The organism is Okeania sp. KiyG1 (assembly GCF_014132355.1).
In the GTDB taxonomy this organism is placed as follows: Bacteria; Cyanobacteriota; Cyanobacteriia; order Cyanobacteriales; family Microcoleaceae; genus Okeania.
This window is the reverse complement of record NZ_BLZO01000118.1, coordinates 47,712-60,413: the sequence shown is the minus strand read 5'-3', so window position 1 is coordinate 60,413 and position 12,702 is coordinate 47,712. Positions and strand designations below refer to the sequence as shown.

Here is a 12,702-nt window from a genome sequence, read left to right as displayed (position 1 = left end):
AGCATTGACTTAATCAAAGAGTAATGATATAATACGCCCTGAAGCATACTTTTAGACAGGTTGCACTCACCCATATATGAAATCCATTAGAACTAAACTCAAATTAAATAATAAGCAGAAAACGTTCTTTGCTCAACACGCGGGCTACTCTCGATGGTGCTATAACTGGGGTTTAAGTTTATGGAATGATGCTTACACAGATGGTTACAAGCCCAACCCTTCCTTTCCTTCGGAATGCTACGCAAACGGAATGCTGCGCAAACGTAAACTCAGAGAGGTTTTTACTAATCACACCAAACCCCTCTACCCCTGGATGAAAAACCTCTCATCTAAAGTTTATCAATATGCTTTTATTAACTTGGGTGAAGCATTTAAGAGGTTCTTTTCCTGCGGAATGCTGCGCAAACAAGGTCTAGGTAAACGCCCACGGTTTAAGAAGAAAGGTAGGTCTGATTCATTTCCTACGGAATGCTACGCAAACACAATAGATAATTGTGGAAAACCAATAGAACTAAACGGATGGAGTCACAAATTACCTTTTATTGGTATTGTGAAAACTTATGAACCCATTGAAGCAACAACTCAGAAAATAACTATCAGCAGACAAGCTGGTGATTGGTATTTAAGTTGCAGCTATGAACTTACTCCGACTGCAACTAATAAAACTACAGAAGTTGTAGGTGTAGATTTAGGAATTAAGACATTAGCAACACTAAGTAATGGTGAAGTATTCAAGAGTGTTTTGCCTTACAAAAAAGCGCAAAACAAACTAGCTAAATTACAAAGACAACTGAGTAAGAAAGTTAAGCATTCAAGCAATTGGTACAAAGCTGTAGTCAAGCTAGCCAAACAACATAGACGAGTAGCTAACATCCGCAAAGATGCACTTGATAAATTGACAACATATTTAGCCAAGAACCACAGCATTGTTGTGATTGAAGATTTGAATGTGTCTGGTATGTTAGCCAACCATAAACTAGCCAAATCAATAAGTAGACAGTGCTTTTATGAGTTTAGAAGACAGCTAGAATACAAGTGTCAATGGTACGGCTGTGAATTAGTAGTAGTAGACAGATTTTTTCCATCTTCTAAGACTTGCTCTAGTTGTGGTCATGTACAGGATATGCCTTTAAACATCAGAACTTATGACTGCCCAGAATGCGGTTTATCAATTGACCGAGACTTGAATGCTTCAATTAATTTAAGAAAGCGAGTGTGTAATTCCGAGGAAACCTCGGAATGTAAGACACACTCAAGAGATGCGGTCGGCTTGACCGTTGATGCCTGTGGACGGAGTGCTGCCGACAGTTCCGGTAGAAGCAGGAAGTAAACATTAAAATATCACTAATTATGACGTTTTATATCGGTTTTATGAAGCAGTTTTATCTGGTCAACCCTTGGATAGCAAACATTTGTTGGGTTCTCGGTTCTATATTATTTGTGGAACTGGTGCGAGATATTTATCATGTGGTTTCTCATGTTTGGTCACCTTTATATAAATGGCACGGTTGGCATCATCGTGTTTTCCGCCCAGACTTGACTCCTGTCAGTACGGAAATTTATCAAAAAGCTACTTGGTATCACGATGTGCCAGAATCTCTTGTCATGTTGACTTTTAGTCTGTTACTCTGGGCACTAACTTTTGTTTGGATACCTTCTTATCATTGGGCTACTTTAGCAGGTGTTGTTTATACTTTAAGTTTCTTTTTTCCGGCGATCGCTCGTGCTACTGGTATTCCTAATGCTGACCAACTTACAGATATAAATCATCTTCCCGGTGCATTCTCAGCGCCTCCTGCTCATTGGTTTATCAACCGCTCTTATCATTGGCGTCACCACTTCGATAATCAAAATGCTTACTTTTGCGGCACTCTGAGTCTGGTAGATAAACTTATGGGTACAGCACTTTCTCTCAAAGGTAAAACTATTGCTGTTACAGGTGCTTCTGGAAGTTTAGGGCGATCGCTCCTCCGACATCTTCACAAAGCAGGTGCAAAAGTAATTGCCCTTACTTCTGGGAATCAAACTATTACCTTAAATATAGATGGTAAAGAATTAGAAGTAAATACCATAAATTGGCAAGTAAGTCAAGAAAATAATTTAGCAGATTTGTTTGAAAAAGTAGATATTTTAGTATTAAATCACGGCATTAATGTACATGGAGAAAAGACAGCAGAGGCGATCGCTAAATCTTATGAAATTAATACTTTTTCTAGCTGGCGAATGTTAGAAATATTCCTTAAAACGGTAAGAACAAATGTTGATATTGCTTGTAAAGAAGTCTGGGTTAACACTTCAGAAGCAGAAGTTTCTCCAGCTTTTAGTCCTCTATATGAACTCACAAAAAGAACTCTTGGAGATTTAGTTACTTTACGAAGATTAGATGCTCCCTGTGTCATTCGGAAGCTAATATTAGGTCCGTTTAAAAGTAATCTTAATCCCATCGGAATTATGTCTGCCGATTGGGTAGCAAAACAGATAGTAAAATTAGCAAAAGCAGATGTTAGAACAATTATTGTCACAATTAATCCTATTACTTTTGTAGCTATTCCTATCAAAGAATTTTTAGTTTATACTTACTTTAAATTATTTACTTCTAAATAAATTTAGAGCGAGTCTAAAAAGTAGGTAATTTTGGTCTCCAAGCCCCTCAATAACGTTTAATATAATATCATTTATTAAGCATTTAAAATTTGGTAGTGGTGCATTGTATAGCAGAAGGAACAAGGTAGAAGAAAAAGTATTACGTTGTCTGAGTTTTAAACTTTTTAACTTTCCGCGCCCTTTCCTTTGACTGCTATAATAGTATACCTAGTGGGAGCATCTTGCTCCCGTTCTCACAGAAACTCAACTATTAAAATACACATAAAAATTCATTCATATATTTCCCAAATATAAACATTTTTAATTACCAACATGATATGACTCTTCAATTATAAAATCACTAATTACCCGAAAAATGATATTAAGCATTTAAAATTTCTTCTGCTGTTAAAGACAATTCTGGAAAAGTCAAAGACACAATTTTTTCATTACCTCTAAATTGAGTCATATTATATTGACTTTCTTGATTTAAAATATAAACAAATACACTCGGAAATTTTGGCTTTCCCAAATATTTTCTCCCACCAATAGCTAAATAATCAACAATCCAATACTCTAAAATTCCCAAACGTTGATATTCATCAAATTTATCAACATAATCATCTTCCCAATTAGTAGAAACTACTTCTACAGCTAATTGAATTGGTTCATCTAAAGCAGCATAAGCAGCACGGTTAGCACGCCAAAAATCCCGATTAATTACACTTACATCAGGTTTTCTTCCTTGTTCAATTTTATCTACAGTTAAAGTTTTAATTACCGCCGTATTTTTCACCACATAATTTAGGTTCAGACGTTTAATTTCTTCTTTAAAAGAATCAGCGATAAAGTCTGCCACATCATCATGGTTTCTTGTCGCCCTCATTTCCACAATTTCTCCATTCACCAATTCATAAAACTTACCATCATCAGGATAATTCTCTATAAATTGGTCAAAAGTTAATCTTTGTTTTGTTATTGTGTCCATAGTTGACTATTTGCATTTAATTCAGCTATTTCAACAATTAATTATTAATTATTAATTATTAATTATTAATTATTACCTCTCCTTGAAAATAATATCATGTCCGGATAAGAGCACGATAGAACTCCGTTCCGCTTACGCGACCAAAAACTTTTTCTCGTAAGGGCCTTTTCTTCCCTTCTACCTCCTGCCTTCCTGACTCCAAAGTGTAATATCATGTCCGGATAATTAGTGATAAAAAAACTTATCATATCATGTCCGGTAGCATCGGTATTATATAGTGAAGTAAGGAAGAAGGAAGAAGGAAGAAGGAAGAAGGAAGAGGGAAGAGGGAAGAAGGCTTAAAAGTGTGAAAAAACGTAAATTTCCTGTAGATATTCACCCTTGATTTTACACAAACGCGCCCCAGCGGACATGATATCATGAGTGCTTAAACAGTAAATCTTTCTATTTTCCCTACTCCCCTACTCCCCTACTCCCTACTCCCTACTCCTCCACTCCCTACTCCCCTACTCCCCCTACTCCCCTACTCCCCTACTCCCCTACTCCCCTACTACCCTACTCCCCTACTCCCCTATCCCCACTCCCTACTATGCTTTTTTCAGCAAACCCTAGTGAAACTTGCCGCTTTTTTTGTATAAAAAACTCCTTACAGCAAGAGATAAACCATAAATCCGAAGACGAGCAGCATTCACAGAATTAGGGTCGTGAGCATCAAACACCTCCACTGCACCCAAAGAATCTGGTTGCCTGCCAATATCAAAAGATAGTTTCTCCGTTTCTTCAAAAGAAAGCGACCGATCTATGGTGATCGTTGCTAAATCCAGCCAAGGGGAAGTTTCTTCGCTCCACTCTACTTCTTGGGTAAAAATCTTGGTTTTATCCCCTTGAATATCTTCATGCAAGCGTAATTGGAGATGATAGATAATAGGTTTTTGGGAAAGTTTCTCAACATATTCCTTGCGGAGATAATCAATAGGTCTGGTCTCATCAGGAAGGCGATTTTGCAACCAAGGTTTTTCCCAATCCTCTCCCGATATTAAACCAGAATCTACTCCCCGGTCTTCAGGAAGAAGACGGTACTTAACATACCTAAGTTTGCCATCTTTAGCCTTAAAATAATTGACTAACTTCGAGTGATAATGCATCTGACTAAAAGAATCAGGAGCGCGTCGTAGAGTTTCAGCGAAAATATCTTTAAAGATTGGTTGACTTTCACAATAGACCTTGAGTCCTTTAGAACTAACAAGTTCACCCTCTTCTTTATCTCGTATAGATGCTAAGGTAAAATTCCAAAATTCGATGATGTCTCTAAAAGTGCGAGGTCCTGTATTCATAATGATATCGAGTACGCTCTTTTCTGAGGGGTCGCTAAGTTTGAGAGAGGCACTGCGAAGGTCCATTGCTGCATCATCCTCAAATGTTACTGCACCGTGGCGAATTTGTACGGAAAAAACCTTCTCACCTTGCCAAAATTCGTGTTGGGGAAATTCCGGACTATCGACCACTTTCAAAGTTCCAGCACCACCGACACCATATTTATGAGTTGCACGTCCCTTGTTTTTAAATGCTGCCAACATAAATAGTAACGAGGCAGAAATTAAGTAAAAAAAGAAGAGAATGGTGTTCCAAATTTTTTTCATTGATTGCTATCTCCGTTCTCGTGTTTTCTCGATCTACAGGACTTACCTGAATGAAGTCAGAAGTCATATCATGTCCGGTAGCATCGGTATTGTATAGCAAAGGTAGGGAATAGGGAATAGGGAATAGACAGAAAAACTTAAGAAAGAGCAAGAAAAAAACTTAAATTCCCTGTAGATATTTACGCTAACTTTTACACAAACGATTGCGTTCGGACATGATATCAGAAGTCAGAAGTCAGAAGTCAGAAGTTATTTTTGTAACGGAGATTTGAGCTTCGCTCCAAAAATATTTCACCTTAAAACCCACATTCCGCACTTTAATTTGAATATTAGGCGTTGCTGAATTGAAGTATGAATGCGCGATTGTTTGGTTCTCGCCTTCGCCCCCGCGCATCCCCGTTCAACAAAAAGCGCAGCAACATCTGGCTTCCCCGATCCTGCGGGGGACGGGAGGGGATCAAGGGGACTTTAGAGTTTTATTCCCCCAATGGGTGGGGGCTAGGGGGGCTTGCATCATACCCAGAATCAGCAACGCCGAATATTAAAAGTAGTGTGTAAATCCGTAGCTTGGCAGGTATTTATACTATGCAAATCATCTCAATTTATTTTGATCGACTGGGTATATTAACCCAAATTCTTGCTCTTAAAGCAAATAATGAGGGCCATAAACCCAGTTTATTGGTTGGAGTTCGTAAGTCCCGGTCTAAATAGGGCTTGCTGATTAAATATCAAAGCATTGAATGATATGGATTTTAGCATTTTTTGGTCTAAAAAAGTGCGCCTGTTTTAAGCTTTTTGAGCTGCATAAAGCTAGTATTTTGGGACGATTATAGCAGAAAAATCACTCTTACAATTTTTCCGACTACCTCCTCTATAATTCCCATTTCTCCTGTCTTCCCCTCCACCGGAGTGGTTAGGGGTGGGTTTTCTTCCCCTCCACCGGAGTGGTTAGGGGTGGGTTTTCTTCCCCTCCACCGGAGTGGTTAGGGGTGGGTTTTCTTCCCCTCCACCGGAGGGGTTAGGGTGGGTTTTCTTCCCTCCACCGGAGGGGTTAGGGTGGGTTTTCTTCCCCTCCACCGGAGTGGTTAGGGTGGGTTTTCTTCCCCTCCACCGGAGTGGTTAGGGGTGGGTTTTCTTCCCCTCCACCGGAGTGGTTAGGGGTGGGTTTTCTTCCCCTCCACCGGAGTGGTTAGGGGTGGGTTGTCTCCTCCCTTCCCCTCCTGGGAGGGGTTAGGGGTGGGTTAAAATACTTTTTCAGCAAACCCTAAATATTGATACTCATCATAATCCATCCTAAAGGAATTCCTGGTTCGATGCGATCGCGATATTCCCAAAGCAGTTCTTTGAGAGGAGGAGGACCATACTCAATGACCGGGTTATAATGAACATTTGCTAAACTCCACATTAATTTCACTTGAGCATCATATCGCTCTTCAACTTTTTTAGGGTCATAGTTCGGATCGTCCTTATCCCACAGTCCGATCGAAGCATACTCAACATCTCCACCATCTTCATATTGTTTGTTATTAACCCAAGAATGAAAGAAAGTGCAGTGATAAAGAATATAAACGCAAAGCTGTTGCAAGTCCTCTTGGTTCTTAATAGCTAATTTTTTCGGCTGCTTGAAAACGGAATGAGTAACTAAATCTTTAGACATCTCCTCAATTTCATTCCAATAAGTTTTAATTTCCTGCTTATTATTAGCAAAAAATTCGGAAACATATTTTTCCAGCAGTTCCCACATGGCAGAAGAAGCACGATCAAAATGATTATTATCAATAGGATCGGGTAGAGCACGTTCATCAGGCGACCAGTGATAATCCAACTGAGCAATTTCTTCTGCCAGAATCCCATCTACACCTGTTGCAGTCAAAACGGAGGCTGTGGGGATAAAGCCTTGATCACCAATAATCAGGGATGCTCCTTTCTTGTCAATATGAATTAATCCTTCAAAGTGAGGCAATAAAAGCTCGCGAATTGGATTCTTGATAACATTGCGATAAAATGCCATCGCATACTGGTCCATATTCATGTGAGTCCGTCCCAAATGAGACTGAATTTCCTGAAAAACGTATTCAGCGCTGCGAAAATAATATTTTGCCTTTTGCCATTTTCCTCCATCTGTGGGATAATAGGTGAAAGCTTGTTTTTTTAGATCATAGTCAATTGAGTGAACATGAAGAGCGCGATCGCGTAGTAAAAAACGAGCTTCAATATATTCAGGGAGGACTCCTCCTGGCTCAACTTCATAGCGTCCGGTTTTGTAATTAACCGCATATTGCCATTCCTTACCTTCAACAGGATTCAATTTTCCCGGATTAAACCCATTTAAACGCCGTTCTACAAAATATTCATCGCTGAACTTATCGTAACGCAGACGACTTAAGTTAGAAGGCATCCATTGCCTGAAGGAGGGACCAGTCATGCTGCGGACACCAAACTTTTTGGCCAATCCTGAAAACAATTGACACTTACCGAGGGGAAGTAAAGGCAAGGTGGGGAAAACCCGCAAACCAAGATGAGCTTCATATCTCGCGGTGGGTTCAACTTCTTCAGGCAAGGGCAAATCGGGGTCGAATCGGGGAAAGTCTTTTCCTGGTTTACCGTAGTATTTAAATCTTTCTTTCAGATTACTGGATGATGGACTCATTATTTTTAATTACTTTTTCTTGCTTTTGAGAAAGTTTAACGACTCTACTATTACTTACCAGAAACTGTTTTTTTTACACTGAGCATCTACACAAAATTTATTACTTGCTGTAATTTTCTGTAATTATATTTTTTCCTGTTTACTACCAAGAGAAATATCGTCTGTCCAGCACAAATTAGTCTAAATTTTTGTGAATTTTTCAATACAAATATAGCGCTAGGGAATAGGGAATAGGGAATAGCAAACTGTCATTTCAGTTATCAGTTAGCCTCCTCCGGCGGAAATAACTGACCAGTTACAAAATCCTAAAACAATTACAAATCAATACTTTTAACTGTCTTGAGTGCGTCTTATACCAAGGGTGATAAATGTTTGTTACAAATGGTAGGGACGTTACATAGTCCGTACGAAAGAAGGAAGAAGGAAGAAGGAAGAGGGAAAAATATTGAAAAAAGGGAAAAAAAATAGATATAAATATCTAAAATGAACTGGAGAAGCTATTTTTAAGCATATCCGATAAAACTCTACCCTTTTGTAGCATTCTTTTTTCAAAGTGGTATTAGATTCTGGAGGAGCTGTGTGCGGAATTACTTCCACACAGTAGGCGTCCCGCAGGAAACCTCGCTAATTAGCACTCGCTTTTGTACAGGCACCATTCGGCAGCTTTGCGTCAGCAAATAGCCATTCACCTGTACTGACTTTTAACTTCCGCGTAGCAACACTAACCTCTGTTTTTCTTAACCATCATTAACCCCATCATCTATCTGAGATAACATTGTTTGTATTTCAATATTCGACTCCTCAACTTCCATTTCTATCGAATCAAAAGTTGGCTGTACAACGAAAGGTAAAGCTGCTCCGATAAATCCTCTTTTAATCCTTTCTGGAGTCTCTGAAAATAAAACAAATAAAGGATAAACTTCTTCCGTTTCTTGAGAGTAGATATGTTTATAATCTTGAGGCATTACCCATTCATATTCTTTATCTAATAAAATCTGAGTTTGTCGCCAACGACTTAGTAGATCGGAAAAGTCTTCTTGAGGTCTATAAATAAAAATAAAAATTTCTGCTCCTGTCTTAACCTTCCACTCAGGGTCGCACATAAAAATTCCTAGATCGCAAGGCAAAGGAAAAGTTTTTCCTGACTCATCACCCTGTTTTCTTAACCGAATAATAGGTAAAGGAATAACAACTAAACTATCTTCTGGACGACGCATACTGGGAAGCATTTCTAAGTATGGTCTATGTTGTTTAAGTAGTGCAATAGTTGCTTGTGAATTACTATATTCTGCTAGTAATGCTTCGTAATCTGATTTTTAATAACCATAATAAATTTAATATTTTCTTATATTTTATGTAAGCATTTCCTGCGGACTGCTGCGCAAACAGCTATTAGCTGATAGCTGACGGCTGAATGCTTACTATTTTATAATAATTTTCTACTATTTAAAATAGGGAGTAGGAAGTAGGAAGTAGGGAGTAGGGAACAGTAGGAAAAACATTTTCCTCTCTAAAGTTGATCGTCAGTCTATGTCAACACCAACTCGTTCTTTGCTATATAAAATTTGGATAGGAGTAAGAGCTGATTTATAAAGTAAATATTAAGGCACTGAATTACTTGCTATACTTAGATTCCAGGATTTTTGTCAAGTAAATTCTTAATTGCTAAAAGCTAGATAATATAAAACTTTTGGCGAAGTTTACAAATCAGCTCTAAGGAATACAAGTTGTTATAGTAGTCGAAGGAAAGGTATTTGACAGTTCAAAAGTTTAAAACTCAGACAACGTAATACTTTTCCTTCTTCCTTCTTTCTTCTTCCTTCTTCCTTCTTCCTTCTTCCTTCTTCCTTCTTCCTTCTTCCTTCTTTCTTCTTCCTTCTTCCTTATTCCTTCCTTCTTCAATTCACTCTACAAATCTTCAAATACCTTAAACATAGGTAAATACATAGAAAGCAAAATCGAACCAACCATCGCACCAATAACAACAATCATTAAAGGTTCCAACATACTTGTCAAAGACTTAACAGCCTCTTCAACTTCTTGTTCATAAAAAGCCCCCACCTTCATCAACATCGCATCCAACTCACCAGTTTCCTCTCCAATAGCCATCATTTGCACTGCCAAAGAAGGAAAAACTTGCTTTTCTTGCAGAGCTATACTAATCATTCCCCCACTTTGAATTTCTTGCCTTGCATACTCAACAGACTCAGCGATCGCCGCATTTCCTGCCACATTTCTCACAATTTCCAGAGACTTCAACATTGGTACACCGGAGCGAGTCAAAGTACCAAAAATCATACAAAAACGAGCCACTGCCGACTTTTCAATAATATCTCCAAAAATAGGGAGTTTCAAAAATATTTTGTCAAAAAATAGCCTACCTTGCTCCGTTTTATAAACCATTGTATAAACAATGTAAATAAAAATAATTGTTCCTATTGCCGTTACTTGAGGAATAGGAGGCCAAGTTCTACAAAAATCACTAATACTTAACATAAAAACAGTAAAAGCTGGCAACTCAGTACCAATTTCTTCAAAAATTTTGGCAAAGGTTGGTAATAGAAAAGTCGTCATCCCAAAAAATACTGCCAAAGCAATAAACATAACAGTTTTTGGATAAGACATAGCAGAATTAATTTCACTCAAAGTCTTAGCATTTTTCTCCAACATAACTGCCAGACGCTCTAGCACTTCATCAAGAACACCACCCACCTCTCCAGCAGCTACCATACTCAGAAATAACTCATCAAAACAAGCAGGATGTTTTCTCATTGCTTCTGATAATTCAGTGCCTTCTTCTACCTCTGCACTAATCATTTTCAAAGCATATTTAATCTTATAGTTAGAGGTTTGTTCTTTTAATACTTTAAGACATCTAACCATCGGCACGCCGGCATTAAACATCGCAGCAAATTGACGGGCAAAGACAGCTAAGTCTTTAACAGTAATTGTAGCAAGAGCGACGTTTAATTTTTCTTCAAATGCTTTTAATTGTTCTTCTAATCCACCTTTAGATTTTTTCCCGGCTAAATTGCTAGTCATAGTTTAGTTTCCTCATTTCTTTAATCTTGAATAAATTACTATTAGACATCTCCACCAAGATAGGGAGTAGGGACCCACCCCTCGCCCCTCCCCCGACCGTGGAGGGGAAAAAGGGAGTAGGGGGGAAATAATTGATGTATATAGTGCAATAATTAATTTAATTTTTTATTACTGAAGATGTCTGTTAGGTTGGGTTGCGTTGTTTTAAAGTTGCTGTTGAAAAAGTTTTTAATTACTATGTCACTTTACTCTGTTTCCAAATCAGACGTTAAGCTAAAAACCTTTTTTTATCTACACACCTCTCAAGAAGTTTTTTACATATAGCACTACAAGAATTAGTTAAAATATTGTTCAATTCTGTTTCCTGACGAATTCCGCAGGCAAAAAACCCTTTACTTTACAGTCCATTTATTCCCTGTTTCCTGTTCCCTAGCGCGTAGCGCTATAATTACAAGCAAAAGTTTTGCTGAGGAGAAAGGAAAATTGTATAAAATTCTGCTATACTTCTCACTCCTATACTACCTACAAACTATCAAAAAATTGTGGTTGAAAGCCTCCTCTTTTAGAAGCAAATTTACTCTTGTTCCCCCCAAAGTTGGGGGGCTAGGGGGGCAAAATTCAGTATTAAAAAACTTTTCAGATATCCTCTTAAAGGAGAGGTAATTATTAATTATTAATTGTTGAAACAATACCTAACGACGAACTTTCCCCTTATCCGCCTTCCCCTTAGTAGGTTCTGGACCAATCAAATTTGCAAGTTCATCCGGCTTTACCGCTTTAGCCATGGCATTCTCCCAAGTAACCTTTCCTTCTTTATATAGATCAGCAAGAGCCATTTCCATAGTCTGCATACCTAACTTCTTGCCCATCTGAATTTGAGAATAAAGTTGAGCATTTTTAGATTCCCGGATTAAATTAGCGATCGCTGGAGTATTAATCAAAATCTCCTGAGCAGCACAACGACCCCCACCAACTTTTTTCACCAAGTTTTGACTACAAATACAAACAATAGAATTAGCCAACTGTGCCCTAATTTGAGATTGTTGTTCTGGTGGAAAAACATCCAACATCCGGTCTACCGTACCAGAAGCCGAATTAGTATGCAAAGTCCCAAATACCAAGTGACCTGTTTCTGCTGCGGTACTAGCCAAAGCAATAGTTTCCAAGTCCCGCATTTCTCCCACCAGAATAATATCCGGGTCTTGACGAAGTGCTCCTTTCAAAGCATTAGAAAAGCTTTTTGTATCTTCTCCCTTTTGCCGTTGATGAAACAAACTCTTAACGTTAGGAAAAACATATTCAATAGGGTCCTCAACAGTGAGAATATGTTCAGCACGGGTACGGTTAATCAAATCTAGCAAAGCCGCCATAGTAGTTGTTTTCCCAGATCCAGTCTGTCCTGTCACTAGAAACATCCCCCTAGGTCGCTCAGTCATCTCCCGTAAAATCATGGGCACCCCAAGCTTATCAACATTAGGAATTTGAGAAGCCAAAGCACGCATACAAGCTGCCCAACTACCCCGCTCCCGATAAACATTTAAACGGAAACGAGCCAACCCCTTAACACCATAAGCACTGTCAAGTTCCCAATTTTGCTCCAACTGCTTACGTTGCATATTGTTAAGCATTTGGAAAATCAGGTTTTGTACTTCCAGTGGGTCAAGATTTTCTCCAAACTGTGGCTGAGGTGTAAGTTGGCCACTAATTCTAAAAAAAACTGGAGCGCGAGCTTGGATATGTACATCTGAACCGCCCTGTTCTACAAGGGACTCCAACACATCCTCAATCATAAAAGACAT

Annotated in this window: 9 protein-coding genes; 2 read left to right on the top strand and 7 right to left on the bottom strand. The window is 38.5% G+C overall.

Annotated elements, in window-relative coordinates:
• The first annotated feature begins 76 nt into the window (after positions 1–76).
• Entirely contained in the window at positions 77–1,330 is a 1,254-nt protein-coding gene (locus SAGCYANO_RS28150) for an RNA-guided endonuclease TnpB family protein (RefSeq protein ID WP_202223099.1), read from the top strand.
• Between the two features lie 20 nt (positions 1,331–1,350).
• On the top strand, positions 1,351–2,604 hold the full coding sequence (locus tag SAGCYANO_RS28145; protein WP_375340007.1) for a bifunctional sterol desaturase/short chain dehydrogenase: 1,254 nt from the start codon (positions 1,351–1,353) through the stop codon (positions 2,602–2,604).
• Positions 2,605–2,965: 361 nt separating this feature from the next.
• Here SAGCYANO_RS28145 and SAGCYANO_RS28140 read toward each other — a convergent pair whose 3' ends face one another.
• The 7 genes from SAGCYANO_RS28140 to SAGCYANO_RS28115 all read right to left on the bottom strand — a co-directional run bounded on the left by SAGCYANO_RS28140 (position 2,966) and on the right by SAGCYANO_RS28115 (position 12,702).
• On the bottom strand, positions 2,966–3,571 hold the full coding sequence (locus SAGCYANO_RS28140) for a Uma2 family endonuclease (RefSeq protein ID WP_202223098.1): 606 nt from the start codon (positions 3,569–3,571) through the stop codon (positions 2,966–2,968).
• A 608-nt stretch (positions 3,572–4,179) separates the two neighbouring features.
• Positions 4,180–5,211, bottom strand: coding sequence for a catalase (locus SAGCYANO_RS28135; protein WP_202223097.1), 1,032 nt, complete (start codon positions 5,209–5,211; stop codon positions 4,180–4,182).
• Positions 5,212–6,475: 1,264 nt separating this feature from the next.
• Positions 6,476–7,861 carry a lipoxygenase family protein gene (locus tag SAGCYANO_RS28130; protein ID WP_202223096.1) on the bottom strand — a complete coding sequence of 462 codons (1,386 nt, stop codon included), beginning with the start codon at positions 7,859–7,861 and terminating at the stop codon, positions 6,476–6,478.
• 737 nt (positions 7,862–8,598) lie between these two features.
• Entirely contained in the window at positions 8,599–9,078 is a 480-nt protein-coding gene (locus tag SAGCYANO_RS28125; protein WP_237396780.1) for a hypothetical protein, read from the bottom strand.
• A gap of 553 nt (positions 9,079–9,631) precedes the next feature.
• Positions 9,632–9,763, bottom strand: a complete 132-nt coding sequence (locus tag SAGCYANO_RS48150) for a hypothetical protein (protein ID WP_255502737.1) — start codon at positions 9,761–9,763, stop codon at positions 9,632–9,634.
• Positions 9,764–9,769: 6 nt separating this feature from the next.
• Positions 9,770–10,903 (bottom strand): type II secretion system F family protein, encoded by a 1,134-nt coding sequence (locus tag SAGCYANO_RS28120; RefSeq protein WP_202223095.1) that lies wholly within the window; start codon positions 10,901–10,903, stop codon positions 9,770–9,772.
• A gap of 692 nt (positions 10,904–11,595) precedes the next feature.
• Positions 11,596–12,702, bottom strand: coding sequence for a type IV pilus twitching motility protein PilT (locus SAGCYANO_RS28115; protein ID WP_202223094.1), 1,107 nt, complete (start codon positions 12,700–12,702; stop codon positions 11,596–11,598).

What these genes read in the sequence shown, in the direction of transcription:
- SAGCYANO_RS28145 (WP_375340007.1), top strand. Translation starts at nt 1,351, where the DNA reads ATGACGTTTTATATCGGTTTTATGAAGCAGTTTTATCTGGTCAACCCT.
- SAGCYANO_RS28150 (WP_202223099.1), top strand. Translation starts at nt 77, where the DNA reads ATGAAATCCATTAGAACTAAACTCAAATTAAATAATAAGCAGAAAACG.
- SAGCYANO_RS28130 (WP_202223096.1), bottom strand. Translation starts at nt 7,861, where the DNA reads ATGAGTCCATCATCCAGTAATCTGAAAGAAAGATTTAAATACTACGGT.
- SAGCYANO_RS28115 (WP_202223094.1), bottom strand. Translation starts at nt 12,702, where the DNA reads ATGTCTTTTATGATTGAGGATGTGTTGGAGTCCCTTGTAGAACAGGGC.
- SAGCYANO_RS28135 (WP_202223097.1), bottom strand. Translation starts at nt 5,211, where the DNA reads ATGAAAAAAATTTGGAACACCATTCTCTTCTTTTTTTACTTAATTTCT.
- SAGCYANO_RS28125 (WP_237396780.1), bottom strand. Translation starts at nt 9,078, where the DNA reads ATGCGTCGTCCAGAAGATAGTTTAGTTGTTATTCCTTTACCTATTATT.
- SAGCYANO_RS28140 (WP_202223098.1), bottom strand. Translation starts at nt 3,571, where the DNA reads ATGGACACAATAACAAAACAAAGATTAACTTTTGACCAATTTATAGAG.
- SAGCYANO_RS28120 (WP_202223095.1), bottom strand. Translation starts at nt 10,903, where the DNA reads ATGACTAGCAATTTAGCCGGGAAAAAATCTAAAGGTGGATTAGAAGAA.